The organism is Specibacter sp. RAF43 (assembly GCF_052114065.1).
Taxonomy (GTDB): Bacteria; Actinomycetota; Actinomycetes; order Actinomycetales; family Micrococcaceae; genus Specibacter.
The window spans coordinates 239,127-257,439 of the sequence record NZ_JBFREA010000001.1; the positions used below are offsets into that span (position 1 = coordinate 239,127).

Below are 18,313 nucleotides of genomic sequence, written 5' to 3' on the forward strand. Positions count from 1 at the left end.
AGGGTCCTCCTTTTTGACGTACTGCGGCTCCAGATTGAAGCTGATTTGACGCTACAGGCACTCGCCGACATTTAACATTCTCGGCCATTCTTGGTGGATGGAAAGGGCCGGATATGGCGAGCAGAGCCAGGGGTTGCTTAGGCTGGTGCTTTGCTCGGCAACACGTGGCCAATGCGTTCCAGCGGTTCTGGAAGTCCCTGGAAAAGCGGCGATCAACTCTGATCCACCCCGGATATGGCGAGACTGCAAGCCCGAGAAAACGTACTCTTACTCTTTATTGAATCGCGGAGTAAATTGATGGAGTTGGAGTGCATCTCCTCCCGAGGTATGAGTGGGGCTGGTTTTCATGAGTCGCAGTAACTATCGTGGCGGATTTTACCGCCATACGATGCCCAAGCGCCCGCGTGAGTCTTCAACCTTTTCCCGGGCAATCGACTGGGACGTGAGGGGTCAACTAATCTCCCTTCACGACGAATTCATCCACCATTTGAAACAAGCACGAACGGGTTCAATCGAAGTACCGCCTGACATGGCATGGAAGCTACGCTTGCTCGCAGGCATCAGTGGGCAGAGGATCGCAAACGACCTCGCTCGGTGTCTTGCATTTCTGGAAGCTCTCAATAATGCATTTGGTCCCGACATGAAACGTTCCCCTAATGCGATAGTCGAGGTCTTGGACCAATGGGCCAGATGGCTCGAGTGCCCCAGCTGGCTCTCGGAAGACGAAATGTGGGTATCTCGGGAGCATTGGCTCCGCCTATATGACGACACATTGGCCAGCGCGAAAATCGAACGACGTGTGACCTTAAGTATCAGGTGGGATCGCGTTCGACAGGCAGGCAAAGCCTTTACACGGTTGCAGGTTGTTTATCGGGAAGACTTGGTAAAGCGGAAGCGATTAGAGCGAGAATCGGCCAAAGAGAGCCAGTGCGAAGCAGCAAGAATGGCCCGTGAAAAAAGTCAGCGGGAACATCAGGAATGGCTGTCCCATCAGGACCCAGAAGCCGTTGAGAGTCATGTCGTACAGGGATACGTTGACCATATTCCACGTGTCGAAATAAGGATCACGCCCGATGGTTCCATGGGAAATCGCGAAGATTACTGGCCGAATGAACGACGAAACTGATCTCCTTCGTAACTGCAAAAGAGAGCCAAACGAATCGCACGCGAAGCTGGCCGAGACTTGTTCATTGCAGTCAGTCAGATGGGTTGCGATGTCAAGGGTCTCTCCTCGGGCACGATGTCAGTATATTCAAGGCGGAAATGTTAGAGAGCCGGACTCCACTGCTGGGCTCTCCCCAGCGCCAGCTCCAGCTGATTCCCACCCGCTTCTCGCAGCAACTCAGAGTCTCCGACAACCACCAGCAGGCATCTCGCCCGAGAAAGCCCCACATAGAGTAGTTCGGCGGCGCGTGACATTTCCTTGAACCCGTTCACACAGAGAATTACTACCGACCGCTCCAGGCCCTTGAATCCCAAAACGTGGCCATAGAACTCGCCCTCGTCGGCATGGAATTCGCGCCAGTACCCGTCAACGTTGCCCTTTTCGAAATAGTCTTAGTGGACCGGGTGTCGCCGGTTCGTCGTCAACAGCGCAATCTGGTTATTCGACCACCCGTCGTCGATGAGCACATCCACGCAGTCGCCGGCGACGTCCAGGACGTCGCCAGTGGAGCATTCAACTCGCCGAACGGGCAGCCCCGTGCTCCCGCGCGGTGTGAACTTTTCGCCGGCGGCCATGTGGTTGGCGAAATCGTGGTGGTGGTACATCTCGGTCTTTAGGTGCGAGAAGAACGATTCGGCGACCGCAGTGCCAGCAGACCCCGACCTCTCCCATGGACTTCGTGACGCTGTTCGCCGCGCAGCAGCCCAGGAAGGCGGCCCGATCGCTGTGTAACACGGTCCCGCCGGCGTGGGGAGCCGGCCATAGTCGCGGGCCATGGTGAGCGCGTCGATGATCAGTGAGGTGCGCATGTGGACGGCCATGGACTTGTTCCACCACCATCCGGGTCGCCAGGTCGATCACGGTGGCCAGGTACAGCCAGCCCGAGTGCGTGTGCAGGTAGGTGTTGTTGCCGACCATCTTCGTTCCCGGCACGGTGGCGGTAAAGTCCCGGGTGCCACCGACATCAAGTATTTACTTCTTGATATGCCCTATCCTGGCGGCCGGATCACCGGATATACGCGGGGATGTGGCGATAACCCGTTTCGTCCGTGCGGCGTATGCGGCTCACGGCACACGACCCGTCAAAGCGTCTGGCCGGACCTGGTTGTGCTCGTTTGTCATGGAGTCACTCAGAAGCGTCACTGCGCGCGTGAGGTGGCGCTCAAGAGCTTTTTCTGCCTCGTCAGGTTGATGAGTCCGGCACGCATTGAGGATTGCCTCATGCTCAAGCCGCCTCTCGTGCACGTGTGCGTATTCCGTCGTTGACAGCGCGTAGTAACGCTCGCTGTTCAACCACACTTGTTTGCACAGCCTGTACAGCCATGGCGATTCGGCGGCGCGATAGAGGGTCAGGTGAAAGTCCTCATGTGCAGAGCGTGCAGCCGCGAAATTTCCGAGATCGAGCGCGTCGGCCTGACGCTCAAGCGCCTCTTGCGCCCTGGCTAAGCTGGTGTGGTCGATACGGACAGCGGCCCGTCGGATCAGGGCACTCTCCAGCGGGATCCTGGCGTCAAAGGTGTCGATCAGGTCTTCCAGAGAAAGTGCCCGCACTCGCGCACCTCGGTGTGGAATGATTTCGACCATCCCTATGCCCTCAAGTTGGCGAAGCGCCTCGCGGATGGGCATGGCGCTCATACCCAGACTTTCGGACAGCTCCTTGAGGTTGAGCGACTGACCAGATTTGAGGGAGCCGTCCAGGATCGCGGTTAGTACGGCGTTGAACGCCTGGGACGATGTCGTAACACGATCAGGCGTGTTGATATTGAGTGCCATCAGTACCGCCCTGACAATAGCGTTGCTGCGCCCGGCACCACAGTCTCAAGGCTGAGTGAGCGCAAGGTCTGGTGCGTGGTGGCAGTCGCAGCGGAGAGAATGGGTCCCTGCGGCGCCTTGTCGATGGTGTGATGAGCGTCCAGGAAAACAAGGGCCGCCTGGATTGCGCCGGTTTTGAATCGTGGAAAGTCCACATCGCCTCCTTTGATCAAATAACATACTAGCATTTGATCAACCTTCTGTGTAAGGTCTGTCACACAAGCCGAGGCCCACTCTTACAGTGCGAGGCATCGGCGCCCGATTCAAAATGACGTGTGGGGAGCTATGCGCGTAGATCAAGCCATCGGCCAGCACCTAGCAGCAGCTGGTGTCAGTCATGTGTTCGGAGTGGTGGGAAGTGGGAACTTCCATGTGACGAACACCCTCAAACAGTCCGGCGCCCGCTTCGTCGCGGCGCGACACGAGGGCGGTGCCGCCACCATGGCCGATGCCTTCGCACGGATGTCCGGAGAGGTCGGCGTCCTGTCGGTGCACCAAGGGTGCGGTCTAACAAATGCCGTCACCGGGATCGCCGAGGCGGCCAAGAGTCGCACGCCGATGCTGGTGCTGGCGCCGCAGGCAGTGCTGCAGAATTCGAACTTCTGGATTCAGCAGACACAGCTGGCAACAGCGGTAGGCGCGGTTGCGCGCTCCGTCACGAGCGCCGAAACCGCGGTCGCGGAAGCGCTTGCTGCGCTCCACGAAGCAGTCGCACAGCGGCGCACGGTGCTGCTCAACATGCCCATCGACATCCTCGCCGAGGAGATCAGCGGCAACGGTGAGTATTCGTCCCAGCCCGTGAGTGGCATCTCCGTGGTGGAGCCCGACATGGACGCAGTGCAGACCCTGGCCGGCCTTCTCTTGGCCGCCCGCAAACCGGTGTTCGTCGCTGGCCGCGGCGCTCGTGGCAAGCAGGGCGCCTCGGTGCTGACGGAGTTGGCGGCACATGTCGGCGCGTTGGTCGGGACCTCCGCCGTCGCGAACGGGCTGTTCGCGGGGAACCGATGGAGCCTGGGGATCGTGGGGGGCTTCTCCACACCGGAGACGGCTGCCCTCGTCCAGGGAGCCGATCTGATCGTCGGGTGGGGGTGCAGTCTCAACATGTGGACCATGCGCGGCGGCAAGCTCATCTCTGACGATGCCATCCTCGTTCAGGTCGACCTCGAGCCTGAGGCGTTGGGCGCGCACAGAGACATCGGGCTCGGTGTGGTCGGTGACGTGGTGTCCACCGCTGCCTCTGTTAGCGCGCACCTCACTGTCCGCGGCGAGAGCCCTCGGGAGGGGTATCGCACCGCGGAGGTCGCAACGCGTATCGTAACGGGCGCCCACTGGACAGATGTGCCGGTCGACGATGAGTTCACTGGTGATCGAATCGATCCACGGGTTCTGAGCAAGGCCCTTGACACTGCCCTCCCGGACGAGCGCGTCGTCGCCGTTGACTCGGGCAACTTCATGGGCTACCCGGCGGCCTACCTGCGGGTGCCCGACGAGGATGCGTTCTGCTTCACCCAGGCATTCCAGAGCATCGGCCTCGGCCTCGCGACCGGAATTGGCGCCGCGATCGCCCAGCCCCAGCGCCTCCCGGTGGTCGCGTGTGGGGATGGCGGCTTTCTTATGGGGGTGTCGGAGCTGGAGACCGTGGTACGGCTCCAGCTGCCGATGGTCATCGTGGTATACAACGACGCCGGCTACGGCGCAGAGGTCCACCACTTCGGCCCCGACGGCCACGACCTCGACACGGTGCGCTTTCCGGACGTCGACATCGCAGCTCTTGCCCGTTCGTTGGGTTGTATGGCGGCCACGGTGCGCGAGCCGGGAGACCTCGACGTCGTCGACACCTGGTTGGCTGGCCCACGGGACCGTCCGCTGGTCATCGATGCCAAAACGAGACGAGATCTTGCCGCCTGGTGGCTCGTCGAAGCGTTCGGGCACTGAGCCATGGGCACCACAGCACTCGAGCATCGGCGCAGCACTTCCGTTGAAGGGCGCCGCCCACGGAGGAAGTTTCAGCTACGGCTGCATGGCGTGGTTGGTTTCCTCGTCCTGATCGCGGCGGGGGAGGTTGTCGGCCGGAGCGGAATCGTTCCCCCGAGCTACCTCCCGCCGTCCTCGATCATCATTGTGCGCGCGGGCGAGCTGCTCCTCGATGGGGAGTTCCTCGCTCACGCCGCCGCCACGCTCGTGGCCTGGGGGGCGGGACTCGCTCTGGCCATGCTGCTCGCCATCGCGATCGGGATCCTCGCTGGGACATCGGGGCTCGTTTACCGTGCGTCGAGCGCGCTCGTCGAATTCCTGCGTCCCATCCCTTCGGTGGCTCTGATCCCGATCGCCATGCTGATCTTGGGGACGGGAATCGAGATGAAGATCGCCCTGACCGTCTATGCCGCCTTCTGGCCGATCTTCTTCAACACCATCTCCGGCGTACACGATGTCGATCCGACGGCGAAGGACACTGCCGCCAGCTTCAACTACTCCCGCTGGGGTGTCCTGACGCGCGTCACACTCCCCAGTGCGGCGCCACACATCTACACCGGCATCCGCATCGCCTCGGCCGTCGTCCTTGTCGTGGCCATCAGCGCGGAGATCCTCGCCGGGGGGGATGCCGGCATCGGCACTTTGATCTACCAAGCCAGTATCACGGGCGCCCACGCCGACACCGTCTACGCGGCGACGGTTCTCACCGGCGTGCTCGGGCTGGGCATCAACAGCGCACTGGTGTACGTCGAGCAGCGAATGCTGTTCTGGAAGAACTCGGAGCGTAAGTCATGATTCGGAACATCGTACGCCGAGGCATCCACGGTCTGCGGAGGACGCTGAGCGTTGCTGTGCTTCTGGCAGCCGGAATTGTGTGGCAGATCGTTGCCATCGTCAACGACTCGCCGTTCTTCCCACCGTTGCTGGACGTGCTGAGCCAGGCTCGGCAGAACTGGTTGTCCGGTCCGGCGTCCCATCTTTTCCTCACTCAAGCGGTCGCCGACGACGTGCTACCAAGCCTCCTCCGTGCTGTCGGCGGATGGGCCCTCGCGTCGCTGATCGCCATCATGCTGGGCGTCCTGCTCGGAATGGTCCGCGGACTCGGCCCCTACGTCATGCCGGTACTCGAATTCATGCGAGCCATCCCACCGCCGGCTCTCATTCCATTGTTTCTGATTCTGTTCGGCGCCACCGAGTACATGCGGATCTCTTTCGTCGTCTTCGCCGTGATGTGGCCGATCCTGCTAAACACGATCACGGGAGTTCAGGCGGTAGAGCCCACACAGCTCCAAGCGGGGACCGTTTTCCGCCTCAGCGCCAGGCAGAGACTCATTCAGATTGTTCTGCCGTCCGCCACACCGTACATCTTTACCGGCATGCGAATCGGCCTTTCGCTGGGACTCATCCTCATGGTGATTTCGGAAATGGTTGCGGGTGTGAACGGTGTCGGACACGGGATCCTCGTGGCACAGCGGTCCTTCGACATCCTGAACGTTTGGGCAGGGATCATCCTGCTGGGACTTATTGGCTATGCCCTCAGTGTGGGCCTCAGGTACGCGGAATCCCGCCTACTTCGGTGGCACAGAGGCTCAAAGATGAGGAGAGTGTGATGACTGATTCAACCCTTTCGAACGAAACGTCTTCAACCGGCGACCGCAGTGCGGCACGCCCGTCCACCGGCGTCTTGGTCGCCGATGACATTATGCACGAATACGGCGCCCCCGACACCACCCGGCGGGTGCTGGAGAACCTCTCGTTCACCGTCGGCGCCGGAGAGTTCGTCTCCATCGTGGGCCCCTCGGGGTGCGGGAAGAGCACCCTGCTGCGCTGCATCTCCGGTCTGATGAAGCCCACCGCAGGCTCGGTCGCTCTTGACGGCGCGGTGTATTCCGGCGTCCCCCGGGAGCTGGCGCTGGTGTTCCAGGACTACAGCCGTTCACTATTTCCCTGGCTCACGGTCGCCGGGAACGTTAGATTTGCGCTCAGCGGACTGAAGCTCTCCAAAGCGGAGGTCAACGCACGCATCGACGAGAGTTTGCACGCGGTGGGCCTCGGTGACATCCCAGGGCAGTATCCCTGGCAACTGTCCGGCGGTATGCAGCAGCGTGTTGCCATCGCCCGGGCGCTAGCGTACCGGCCCAAGATCCTGCTGCTGGACGAGCCGTTCGCCTCTGTCGACGCCCAGACACGAGCCGAGCTGGAAGACCTCCTCCTCAATGTCTGGGCCAAGTTCGGGATGACCGTGCTGTTCGTTACCCACGACATCGACGAGAGTGTGTACCAGTCCGACCGCGTCGTCGTCCTCGGATCCTCGCCGACGTGTGTCATCGCGGACGTGGAAATCCCCATCGCCCGTCCGCGGCACCAGATCCACACGAGGGAGCTACCCGAGTTCACCGAGTTGCGTTCCCATCTCGCCCGACTGATCCGTGCCGCGAAGGAGGCCCCTCGAAACGCCATATCGACGGATTCGACAAGTCTCCGGCCGTAACTACAACCCAAGAATCTTGAATAGAACCATGAAAACCCAACAGAGGAGAACCATGAAAAACAAACAATGGCGTTCTGTCGCAATGGCAGCAATCGTCGCGTCGACGCTGGCGCTCTCAGCGTGTGGCGGTTCTGCGGACGCTGCCGTCGAGCAGACCGACGTCACAATCGGCCTCATACCCGTACTAGATCCCGGTCTTGTGTTCATTGCCCTGGAGAAGGGCTACTTCAAGGATCGCGGGCTCAACGTTAAGTTGAAATCCGGTGTTGGCGGGGCCACGAACGCCACCGCGATGGCCGCCGGTGACATCGACGTTGGCTTCGGCGCCTATGTCACGATTCTCCAAGCCCACAATAAGGGCATCCTGGATGTGGCAATCATCGCTGAGGCGGCACGCGCGTCTAAGGGCCTGGCGGGCATCTATTCGCTGGCCGACTCCGACGTTGTCAAGCCCGCGGACCTGACCGGCAAAAAACTCGCTTTGGCGCAGGTACGGACCATTCCCGACCTCGCTGCGCAAGCAGTGCTGAAAGACCTCGATGTCGACTATGACAAGATCAACCGCGTGGAGATGCCGTATCCGGAAATGGGCGCGGGTCTAGCGAGAGGCGACTTCGACGCGGCATGGCTGACCGAACCCTTCATTACGCTCCTGAAGCAGAACTACAAGGTCAACCAAGTTGTCGACGCGTACAGCGGCCCCACCGACGGGCTTGCTATCGCTGGCTTCTACACGACCAAGAAGTTCGCCAAGGCGAACCCCACAACGATCGCGAGTATTCAGGCCGGGCTTGCGGAGGCCGCGAAATTCGTTAAGTCGTCTCCGGATGAAGCGCGGGACCTCATCCAGGTACACACCAAGCTTTCGGATGAAGTGATGAACCAGGTGACGCTCCCGGATTTCCCGGCGGATATTGACATCGACAAGATCGCCGTTAATGCGAACCTCATGGTCGACGCCGGCTACCTCGATAAACCGGTCGACATCAAGTCCCTAATAATCAAATAGTTCCCTGGTAATCAAATACTTACGTGAGAATGAGGAGAGCAGAGGCATGACATATTCAGATGATGTTCTAGGTCGAGCACGGGTGGCGAGCGACACCGCGCTGGACGAGTACTACCAGGTCTTGAAAAAAGCCGACGCGGGGGCGCTGTGGACCGTCGCGAACGACATCGAACCCTGGTATCCACAGCCGAAGTCGGCGCCGATGCTGTGGAAGTACCGGGACATGCGCCCCCTGGTTGAGGAGGCCCTGGGGTTGGTCAATGCCGATGACGCAGGGCGACGGGTGATCATGCTGGTCAACCCAGGACGGGTGGACGCCTCCGCGGCAGTGGGGAACCTGTACACAGGACTGCAGATCATGGGTCCGGGTGAGTCGATGACGGCCCACCGGCACATGGCGGCGGCGCTGCGGTTCGTTGTAGAGGGCAAGGGTGCGTGGACGGTTGTCGACGGCCAGAAGCTGACGGTGGGACCGCGCGATTTCGCGATTACGCCAAGCGGCGCGTTCCACGAGCACGGCAATGAGTCCTCCGACACGAACGTCATCTGGCAGGACGGGTTGGACATCCCGCTGGTGAATGCCCTCGACGCCGGCTTCTACGAGGTGCACCCAAACCTGTACCAGGACGTGGACCCGGTGCCGAACCACTCCTACCTCAAGTACGGGGTTGGCCAGCTACGGCCTTACGGGTTCGAGGACTCGTGGCCGAAGCGGTACTCGCCGCTGTTCGCCTACCCCTGGGAGCAGGTTCACGACGCGCTGCAAAACGTGGCCAAGACCTCGCCGGGCTCGGAGTGCGACGGGTACATCTTGGAATACAGCAACCCAATCACGGGTGGGTCGGTGATGCCGACGCTAAGTGCGCACATGCAGATGCTGCTGCCGGGCCAGGCCACCAAGGCACACCGCCACACCGGTTCGGTGATCTACAACGTCGCACAGGGCGCGGGGTACACCGTGATCGCGGGTAAGCGGTACGACTGGACGCAAGGCGACATCTTCTGCGTGCCGAGCTGGGCCTGGCACGAGCACGTCAACATCGACCCCAGCCAGGAGGCCTTCTTGTTCTCCTTCAACGATTTCCCCGTGATGCGGTCGCTAGACTTCTGGCGCGAGGAAATCATGCGTGACAATGACGGCCACCAAGAGATTTCGGAGTGATATTGTGACAACTGCACCCAAGAACACGCTCGCACCTGAGCTGGGACTCGAGAAGAGCCTGGTGTTCCCCCGCGAGGAGTACGCCGTTCGCATGGCCCGCACGCGCGCGGCCATGGCCGAGCAGGGAATCGACACGCTCGTCGTCATGGGGCCCGAGGACCTCTACTACCTCACCGGCTACCGCTCCATGGGATTCTTCGCGTGGCAGGCGCTCATCGTCCAGACCGAAGGAACTCCGGTCATGTTGTCGCGAGACCTCGAGCGAAGGATCTATCTCAACAACTCCTGGGCCGATAAGTACCTCGCATACGACGACCACCAGGATCCCGTGACGACCGTTGTCGACCTTTTGCGGGACCTCCGTGCCCACACGGGCCGGATCGGCATCCCGAGCAGTGGCCTGAGCATCTCCGCCAACGACGTTGCTCGACTGGCCCGCGAGCTGACCGGTGCTACATGGCACGACTCGACGACGCTCGTCCCCAACCTGCGGCTGGTCAAGAGCGAGCTCGAGGTCGCCGCAATCCGTGAGGCCGCCGATTTCACGAGGATCGGCATGCACGCGGCCATCGAGGCGTGCATGGTCGGCAACACCGAGAACGACGTCGCGGCGGCCTGCCTCAATGCCATGATCTCTGCCGGGAGCGAGCACGTCTCCCTTGGGCCGCTCGTCGGCAGTGGCTTCCGTGCACCATTCGGCCACGCCTCCTGGGAACGCACCAGGCTCGAGGACGGTGATCTCATCTTCATCGAGTGCGGCGGCGCGATGCACAGGTACCACGCCGGAGCGATGCGGACCGTGGCGCTTGGGCGCATGGACGACAACCGCAAGCGCCTTGAAGCGGCCAGCCGCGACGGACTGAACGCCGCCCTCGCTGTCTTGAAGCCGGGAGCGACGTCCGGGGAGGTCGACGCCGCAGCCCGGGCCGCCGTGGACCAACACGGTCTCGGCGACTACTTCAACCACCGGAGCGGCTATTCGATCGGCCTTGGGTTCCGGACCTGGATCGAAGGCATGAGCCTGCGCCCGCACGATGACACCCTCATTAAGGAAGGGATGGTGCTGCATGTGGTGCCGGCGCTCAGCGACGACGTCACGATGATGGCGATCAGTGAAACCGCGCTGGTCACCGCCGACGGTGCCGAGCCACTGGTGAATCTCGAACAGCAGGTATGGGTCAAGTAGCGATGGTGCACTCACTCACTGTGGTCTCACTGGAGGACGTCGACGCGACGGGACTCTGCATGGCTGATGCTTTGCGGATCGTCGAGGACACGTACCGGATGGAAGCCACATCAGGTAGTGTCGTCCCGGTCAAAATCGAAATGCACACAGGGCGAGAGGGGGCCTTCAAGCTGGCCATGCCCGCATCGATTCCCGGATGGCGCCAGTCCGGCATGAAGTGGGCGGCGTTCTATCCAGGAAACAGCCGGTGGGGCGTTCCGGACTCGCACAGCGTCATCATTCTCGACGACTGGGACACAGGGCTGCCCCTAGCAGTCGTCGAGGGCTCGCACATCACCAATCTGCGAACGGCCGCCTGTGCGGCCGTGCTGGCTAAGTTCACGGTGAAGCAACCCCCGGCGATCGTGACGTTCATTGGTGCCGGCACTTTGGCGCGGTGGACACTGCGGGCACTGACCGAGACCTTTCCGGACATCGAGACAGTGCGTGTGCTATCCCGTACCCCCACGACACGGAATCGCTTCTGCGAAGAGATGCAAGCGGAGGTGTCATGCGACCTGGTGCCCATGGACGATCCCGGCAAGGCTCTGCGCGGCTCCGGACTGGTGATCTCTTCTACCACGCCGCATCCGACACCGATCCTGCGCAGTGAGTGGTTGGCAGACGACGCGGTGGCCGTCCCGATCGACGGGCTGTACGTCTGGGACGAGGCCATCTTCGAAACAGCCGGCCGATTCGTCACTGATCACCGCGAATTTCTTGCCGGTCAGTATGCCGAACGACCCGACCGAATAGCGTGGCAGGACTGGGAAGAGGTTTCCTCGGTCATGGAAGAAAACAGCAGGCCACTGGTATCCGGACCAACGGTGGCCCTACCAAGCGGGAAAGCAAGTATCGATGTACGGCTCGGCTGGGAAGTACTGGCGCGTTTAGAAAAGGACAGCGTGCCAGCCGTGCCACTTATGGAAAGGCGAACCTGTGCTAATTAAGAATGTCGTCATCTATGACGGTGTGGGGGATGAACCCCTTCACGACGCTGCCGTCAGTATCGACGGCGAGCGGATCGCGTGGGTCGGGCCGCTGGCGGATCTGCCGGAGACCCTAGCAGCAGATGACTCGATCGTGGATGCGCAAGGTCGTGCACTCCTGCCCGGCCTCATCAATACCCACGTGCACCTGAGCTTCGACGGTCGACCGGAGATCCAGAGCTATGCGGCGAACTCCGAGGCCCAGGAGACACTGATCGTGGTTGCAGGCGCAGTCCGATCGCTGGCGCAGGGCGTCACGACCGTGCGTGACTGCGGCGCTCGGACGGCCGCAGTGATTGCGCTAGCCGAGGCGGTCGACAATGGCCTGGTGGCGGGCCCTCGCGTCATTGCGAGTGGGTCGTTCATCACCATGACCGGTGGCCACGGCAATTGGGCGGGCGTTGAGGCCGACGGAGTCGAGGCCGTCCGCGCCGCCGTGCGGGGTCAAGTGAAGCGAGGCGCGCGGTCCATCAAACTAATCGCCACCGGCGGCGTGCTCACACCGGGGACCGAACCGGGTGGCGCCTCGTACACAGAGGAGGAGTTGGCAGCAGGAGTTGCCGAGGCAAACCGGCTCGGCGTCCCTGTGGCTGCTCACGCGATCGGTAGCGAAGGCATCAAGAACGCGGTCCGTGCGGGAGTCGGTTCAATCGAGCACGGCAGCTACCTGGACGACGAGGCATGCGAGCTGATGTGCACGCGCAACGTCTCGCATGCCCCGACGCTGTCCGCTTACCACACCTTGGTTGCAGGGGGGGCCAAGAACGGAGTGTCCCCGTCAATCATCCGCAAGGCGATCGGCGCATCGGAGTCCAACACACAAAGTTTCCGTCGGTCGGTGGCAGCTGGCGTGAACGTCGTCTGCGGTACGGACGCCGGCACGCCGGAGAATCCGCACGGCGGCGTCGGCCTGGAAATTCGGCTGATGGTCGAGGCTGGAGTGTCGATTAACACGGCGGTGAAATTTGCGACGTTGAACTCGGCGCGTTGCCTCGGGCTCGCCGACGAGATCGGCTCGATCGAGAAGGGAAAGCTTGCCGATCTCATCCTTGTCGACCCACACTTCGCCCAGAATCCGATCCTGCTTGATTTTCCGTGGTCCGTCATGCGCAGCGGCAAACTAATGCTCCATGACCTTCAGATAGACCACGCATCCAGAGAAATGAGTGTAGCAAAATGAACGAAGTAGTTCTGATGGGAGACAAGTACGTCCCGTCGAGCGAGGCAACCATCGGTGTGAGGACGATGGGCTTCAACTCCGGTTGGAGCGTATTCGAGGGAATCCGGGCTTACTGGAATGACGCGGAAGAGCAGCTCTTCGTCTTTCGCCTCCCCGAGCACCTCGAAAGGCTCCGCAATTCCGCGGCGATTCTCCACATGGAGCTTCCAGGAACGACGATGGACCTCGTCGAGCGGTGCCGGGGGCTCTTGGAGCGCAATGGCCTGCGGGAGGACTCCTATCTCCGGCCGATTGCCTACAAGGGGTTGCCAATCAAGCTCGGCGTCAATCTTCTCGATGCTACGGACGAGTTCCTCGCCTACTGCTTTCCGCAGGGACGTTACCTCCCCACTGAGCGCACGCTGCACGTAGGGGTCTCCTCCTGGGTGCGCATCCAGGACAACGCGGCACCCGCTCGAGCCAAGATCGGCGGTACGTACGTCAACCCTGCCCTGGCGAAGACCGACGGGCTGCTGCAGGGCTTCGACGACTCGCTCATGCTGACCAGCGAAGGGACGGTGGCGGAAGGCACTACGTCGAACCTCTTCGTAGTGGTGGGCGGTGAGCTCGTGACGCCCCCATCCACGGAGGACATCCTCGTCGGGATTACGCGCGGCACGATCATGGAGATCGCCCGGGAGGAGTTGGGCCTCACCGTACGCGAACGGGTCATCGACCGCAGCGAGCTGTATAGCGTCCAGGAGGCGTTCTTGTGCGGCACCGGGGCCGAGATCGCCAGCATCGGTCGCATTGACGGGCGGCAGATCGCGGACGGAACCATCGGGACGATCACGCGCAGGCTCCAGGAGCTCTACGCCGGGATCGTGCATGGCAAAAACCCGAAGTACCGGCACTGGTGCACGCCTGTGCACCAGAACGCGTACCCGACCCCCGAACTGGAGCTATCCGACACCGTAGTGAAGTAACTACGCGGGGCCGGCTAGTTGTACCCGACCATGAGGCGGATGACATTGGGGTCTTGATAAAAAGGGAGAGCCTCCGGGCTTAGTGGAGTTGTCAATTACTTCACGGTCCGGAGGTTCCCATGTCTCACGCTAATGCCAGGTTGACGATTCATGAAGGACCCTGTTGGTCCGGCGAGTTCTCGCTGACCGACGGCCCGTCTCACACGTCGTCCAGGAACGCGAAGTCTCACGCCAGTGTGCATCGCGGTGGGTACACCGATATGTGGCCGAGGGGTTTGCCGGTTTGCCGGATCGCTCCAGCCGCTCGCACACCAGTCCAACGCGGGCCAGTGCTGCCATCGAGGAGTCCGTGCTGGTTGCCCGCCACAAGTTGCGGTGCGGACTGACCCGGATCAGTCAGGCAACGGGTGCAGCAGAGCGGACCGTGAAACGGATCCTGCACCGCCACAAGGAGCCCTTGCCGACCTGGTGCGGCCCGGTCACCGAGGATCCGATCCGCGCCGCCGTGCCACCGGCGCCGTTATGAATGGGACCGGGTCGGGGAACTGATCCACATTCACGCCTAGAACCTCGGACACATTCCCGACGGCGGCGGATGGCGGGGGCTGGGACGTGTCCCATAAATATGTAAATATGCAGAATTTGATCAGATGATTTAGCGAAGCCGACACATGACATCACCGAAAACTCCGGAGGGTTCGACCATGACTGAGTACCGACCGTTCCGCGCGGCGGCCGTCCAGGCTGCACCTGAATACCTGAATACAGCGGCGACAGTTGAGAAGGCTTGCCGGCTCATCGCCGAATGTGCGGCGAACGGAGCCGAACTCATCGCGTTCCCCGAAGTATTTATCTCGGGCTATCCCTACTGGAACTGGACGATGACACCGATCGAAGGAAGCGCATGGTTCGAGCGGCTGTTTCTGTCCGCCATAGCCATCCCCGGCCCCGAGGTCGACACGCTGTGCAACGCGGCTGCCGCCGCGGGCGCCAACGTTGTGATCGGTGTCAACGAGCGTGACCCGTTCTCGATGGGGACTCTCTACAACTCGGTGTTATTCATCAGCGCCGAGGGCCAACTGCTTGGAGTACATCGTAAATTGGTGCCGACCTGGGCCGAGAAACTCACCTGGGGAGGCGGCGACGGGAGTTCGCTAAAGGTGTACGACACATCAATCGGCAAGCTCGGCGGTTTGGCCTGCGGTGAGAACACCAACACCCTGGCCCGGTTCAGCCTGCTGGCACAGGGCGAGCAGGTGCACGTAGCGAACTACATCGCATTGCCTGTCGCTCCTGCCGACTACGACATGGTCAAAGCCATCGAACTGCGCTCGGCAGCCCACTCCTTCGAGGGAAAGGTATTTTCCGTTGTAGCATGCGCGGCCATCACGCCGGAAATTGTCGATATGGTGGCGCACAACGACTCCTCTCGCGCGCTCCTCGAGCGACCGCACTGCGCCTTCAGCGGCATATTCGGTCCGGACGGGCGGCTACTCACCGAACCGCTGATCGACAAGGAAGGCATTGTCTATGCCGACATTGATCTCCGAAAGAGCATCCAGCCCAAGCAGATGCATGACATCATCGGCCACTACAACCGCTTTGACATCTTCCAGCTGACCGTCAACCAGCAGTCACGCCCCGGCATTCGGCGGCGCTCGGACACAGTCGACGAATCCATCGATCCTAACGCGGCCTGACCTGTTCTACACTCTCCCCGATCCCTACGATTCCGAACACAGGAGCAATTATGCGCTTTGCCACATTCAGTCAAAACACGGACAGTCCACCTCGGTTCGGTGCGCTGATCGACGAGCATACGCTGGTCGATCTGCCCGCAGCACTAATCGACACGATCACGGTTCCCAACGATCTGCGCAGCTATATCGAAGCAGGACCGGAGCTACACGCTCAAGTCGTGGCTGTCGTCCAGGCGACAACTTCATGGCCCCAGGCCCTGACCTACCCACTCACCGCTGTTATTCTGCACGCACCGTTCCGTCCCGGAAAGATCATCGGCGTCGGCCTGAACTACGTCGAGCACGTTGAGGAATCCAGCCGCTCGCTGGACACCGATAAGGATGCACCGACACGGCCGGTGCTGTTCAGCAAGCCAGGTACCGCCGTCGTCGGACCAGATGAGCCGATTTTGCACAATAGCGCGCTAACCGCCGAGCTCGACTGGGAATGTGAGCTCGCGGTCGTAATCGGCACTACAGCCAAATCGGTCGCCGAATTCGACGCGATCAACCATGTGTTTGGATACAGCATCGTCAACGACATCAGCGCCCGTGATCAGCGCCGATCCGGCCAGTGGTTCTTTTCCAAAGGCCAGGATACCTTTGCCCCTTTCGGTCCGATAGTCGTCAGTGCCGACGAATTGACCGACCCACACTCACTTGACCTCTCACTAACCGTCAACGGGGAACAGCGCCAGCACGGAAACAGCAGTAACATGCTGTTCCGCATCCCGAAGCTCATCGCCGACATCAGTTCCGGGGTCACGCTGGAGCCCGGCGACGTCATCGCCACTGGCTCACCACAGGGTGTCGGGGCTGCGATGACCCCGCCGACGTACCTGGTTCCCGGCGACGTCGTCGCTGCTACGATTGAGGGCATCGGCACCCTGAGCAACCCGGTTAAGGCGGTCTGACCGATGACCCCCACCCATATCGAGAAGACTTTCCGGGTCGGCCAGATTGTGCCGAGTTCGAACATCACGATGGAAACCGAGATCCCCGCCATGCTTCGAGCGCGCGAAGCCGTCGAACCGGAACGTTTCACGTTTCATTCGGCGCGGATGCGGATGAAGCAGGTGACCAAAGAGCAGCTGGAATCGATGGACGACGATTCCGACCGGTGCGCCTACGAGCTCTCTGACGCCGAAGTCGACGTCCTCGGATACGCCTGCCTAGTTGCCATCATGACCCGGGGCGCCGGTTACCACAAAGTGTCACAGGACCGTCTGCATCAGATCACTATCGACAACGGTGCGCCCGCTCCCGTCGTGACCAGCGCCGGAGCACTCGTCGACGGACTGCGAGTGCTCGGCGCGAAAAAAGTTGCACTCATCGCCCCGTATATGCGGCCGCTGACGGAGCAGGTCGTGGAGTACATCCGAGGTGAAGGAATCGAGGTCACGGATTACATAGCACTTGAGATTCCGGACAACCTTGAGGTCGGCGCACGCAATCCAATGGCATTAGACGACATCGTCGACCAACTCGACCACAGTGACGCCGATGTGGTGGTTCTATCCGCGTGTGTGCAGATGCCTTCGCTTGCTGCCATCCAGCACGTTCAAGACCGCATCGGAAAACCAGTCGTCTCCGCAGCAGTTGCCACCACATATCAGATGCTGAAGGAACTCGGAATCAGGCGGTACGTGCCTAATGCAGGAGAATTGCTAAACGGGAGATACTGATGACCTCGGTAGGAGTGCAGAAGCAAACCGTACGCCATGCCTGAACACGCGTACACCGCCATCATCGACGGGACGTATCCGGCAGGATCCCCGCTGCGGCTGCAGGAGTTGTCCTACAGCCTCGGGATGAGCATGATGCCCATCCCGAGACGATTTGTCAGTTGACGACGATCGGCGTTCTAGAATCCCAGCTTAATCGCGGTGCCCATGTTCGCGATATTTCGATCGACGACCTCGTCGAAACGTACCGCACGGCATCCTGCTGGAGGGTACGCTCTGCCATCGGGCAGCCGAGAATTTCGACGATACGGACGCAGAGCGTGCGTTTGTCTTCGAGATTCCACTCGACGCCCTCTGGACCGACAACGCCGACATCACCCTCGACGGGCAACAGGTGGCGGCAACGTCGGTTCAAGATGCGAGAATACGAACCGGTTGGTTCGGCGCCCACTATGGTGGCATCGCCTTCAAGTACCAAGCGCCCGTGGCCGCTGAAGATCGGGTGCGTCTCGCCGAGCTGGCCGCCGAATAAGTCGACGTCCCAACTACTTCTGGGGCGGGAACCGGGAGAGCCGGCAGTGGACAACTCATCTCACTGCGCGCTGGGCTCGGAGACCATCCTCTGGCACTTGCCAGTGGCGTCACTGCCGACTACATCGCCGGCGTAGCGGATTTTGCGGATCACGTGCTCGTATCGACCGGTATCAACGACGATTCGGACGGAATTGATCCTGACAGACTTGAAGCGCTCCTCCGCATGATCGGATGCAGGTGTAACTCTTCTGGAGGTTGTGAACGGCGTGCCGTGAGGTAAGAGGCGAGAACCTGCTGGAGCACTACTCTCCCGGCCATGATCCGCAAGCCTTGATGATCAATTCCCCGTCCAACACGGCAACCACAATGGACCCATCCCTGGG

At 61.2% G+C, this 18,313-nt stretch carries 19 protein-coding genes; 16 read left to right on the top strand and 3 right to left on the bottom strand.

What is annotated here, in order from left to right:
* Positions 1–346 precede the first annotated feature (346 nt).
* Positions 347–1,126, top strand: coding sequence for a hypothetical protein (locus tag AB4Y80_RS01085; RefSeq protein WP_442211434.1), 780 nt, complete (start codon positions 347–349; stop codon positions 1,124–1,126).
* A 140-nt stretch (positions 1,127–1,266) separates the two neighbouring features.
* Here the strand turns inward: AB4Y80_RS01085 and AB4Y80_RS01090 are convergent, their stop codons facing one another.
* From AB4Y80_RS01090 to AB4Y80_RS01100, 3 genes are all read right to left on the bottom strand, one after another.
* Positions 1,267–1,479, bottom strand: coding sequence for an ATP-binding domain-containing protein (locus AB4Y80_RS01090; RefSeq protein ID WP_442211435.1), 213 nt, complete (start codon positions 1,477–1,479; stop codon positions 1,267–1,269).
* Positions 1,480–1,557: 78 nt separating this feature from the next.
* Positions 1,558–1,974, bottom strand: coding sequence for a hypothetical protein (locus AB4Y80_RS01095; protein WP_442211436.1), 417 nt, complete (start codon positions 1,972–1,974; stop codon positions 1,558–1,560).
* Positions 1,975–2,230: 256 nt separating this feature from the next.
* Complete coding sequence (locus AB4Y80_RS01100; protein WP_442211437.1) at positions 2,231–2,938, bottom strand: GntR family transcriptional regulator; 708 nt, start codon at positions 2,936–2,938, stop codon at positions 2,231–2,233.
* Positions 2,939–3,262: 324 nt separating this feature from the next.
* On the opposite strand from AB4Y80_RS01100, the gene AB4Y80_RS01105 reads away from it, so the two are divergent.
* From AB4Y80_RS01105 to AB4Y80_RS01175, 15 genes are all read left to right on the top strand, one after another.
* Positions 3,263–4,912, top strand: coding sequence for a thiamine pyrophosphate-binding protein (locus AB4Y80_RS01105; RefSeq protein ID WP_442211438.1), 1,650 nt, complete (start codon positions 3,263–3,265; stop codon positions 4,910–4,912).
* A 3-nt stretch (positions 4,913–4,915) separates the two neighbouring features.
* Positions 4,916–5,746 carry an ABC transporter permease gene (locus AB4Y80_RS01110; RefSeq protein ID WP_442211439.1) on the top strand — a complete coding sequence of 277 codons (831 nt, stop codon included), beginning with the start codon at positions 4,916–4,918 and terminating at the stop codon, positions 5,744–5,746.
* Positions 5,747–5,802: 56 nt separating this feature from the next.
* Positions 5,803–6,561 (top strand): ABC transporter permease, encoded by a 759-nt coding sequence (locus AB4Y80_RS01115; protein WP_442211440.1) that lies wholly within the window; start codon positions 5,803–5,805, stop codon positions 6,559–6,561.
* Positions 6,561–7,442, top strand: a complete 882-nt coding sequence (locus tag AB4Y80_RS01120) for an ABC transporter ATP-binding protein (protein ID WP_442211441.1) — start codon at positions 6,561–6,563, stop codon at positions 7,440–7,442. Before AB4Y80_RS01115 ends, AB4Y80_RS01120 begins: the two co-directional genes overlap by 1 nt.
* Positions 7,443–7,494: 52 nt before the next feature.
* Positions 7,495–8,451 (top strand): ABC transporter substrate-binding protein, encoded by a 957-nt coding sequence (locus AB4Y80_RS01125; protein ID WP_442211442.1) that lies wholly within the window; start codon positions 7,495–7,497, stop codon positions 8,449–8,451.
* Positions 8,452–8,497: 46 nt separating this feature from the next.
* Complete coding sequence (locus tag AB4Y80_RS01130) at positions 8,498–9,613, top strand: cupin domain-containing protein (protein WP_442211443.1); 1,116 nt, start codon at positions 8,498–8,500, stop codon at positions 9,611–9,613.
* Positions 9,614–9,617: 4 nt separating this feature from the next.
* Complete coding sequence (locus AB4Y80_RS01135; RefSeq protein ID WP_442211444.1) at positions 9,618–10,799, top strand: M24 family metallopeptidase; 1,182 nt, start codon at positions 9,618–9,620, stop codon at positions 10,797–10,799.
* A 2-nt stretch (positions 10,800–10,801) separates the two neighbouring features.
* Complete coding sequence (locus tag AB4Y80_RS01140; protein ID WP_442211445.1) at positions 10,802–11,788, top strand: hypothetical protein; 987 nt, start codon at positions 10,802–10,804, stop codon at positions 11,786–11,788.
* On the top strand, positions 11,778–13,007 hold the full coding sequence (locus AB4Y80_RS01145) for an amidohydrolase family protein (RefSeq protein WP_442211446.1): 1,230 nt from the start codon (positions 11,778–11,780) through the stop codon (positions 13,005–13,007). The genes AB4Y80_RS01140 and AB4Y80_RS01145 overlap by 11 nt, the downstream gene beginning before the upstream one ends.
* Positions 13,004–13,972 carry a branched-chain amino acid transaminase gene (locus tag AB4Y80_RS01150; RefSeq protein WP_442211447.1) on the top strand — a complete coding sequence of 323 codons (969 nt, stop codon included), beginning with the start codon at positions 13,004–13,006 and terminating at the stop codon, positions 13,970–13,972. The genes AB4Y80_RS01145 and AB4Y80_RS01150 overlap by 4 nt, the downstream gene beginning before the upstream one ends.
* A 163-nt stretch (positions 13,973–14,135) precedes the next feature.
* Positions 14,136–14,498, top strand: a complete 363-nt coding sequence (locus tag AB4Y80_RS01155; protein ID WP_442211448.1) for a helix-turn-helix domain-containing protein — start codon at positions 14,136–14,138, stop codon at positions 14,496–14,498.
* Positions 14,499–14,676: 178 nt separating this feature from the next.
* Positions 14,677–15,672: a carbon-nitrogen hydrolase family protein gene (locus tag AB4Y80_RS01160; RefSeq protein ID WP_442211450.1), complete on the top strand. Its 996-nt coding sequence runs from the start codon at positions 14,677–14,679 to the stop codon at positions 15,670–15,672.
* A gap of 50 nt (positions 15,673–15,722) precedes the next feature.
* Complete coding sequence (locus AB4Y80_RS01165; RefSeq protein WP_442211451.1) at positions 15,723–16,625, top strand: fumarylacetoacetate hydrolase family protein; 903 nt, start codon at positions 15,723–15,725, stop codon at positions 16,623–16,625.
* A 3-nt stretch (positions 16,626–16,628) separates the two neighbouring features.
* A complete protein-coding gene (locus AB4Y80_RS01170; protein ID WP_442211452.1) occupies positions 16,629–17,396 on the top strand; it encodes a maleate cis-trans isomerase family protein in 768 nt (255 codons plus the stop codon).
* Positions 17,397–17,432: 36 nt separating this feature from the next.
* Positions 17,433–17,561, top strand: a complete 129-nt coding sequence (locus tag AB4Y80_RS01175) for a hypothetical protein (RefSeq protein ID WP_442211453.1) — start codon at positions 17,433–17,435, stop codon at positions 17,559–17,561.
* Positions 17,562–18,313: the final 752 nt, after the last annotated feature.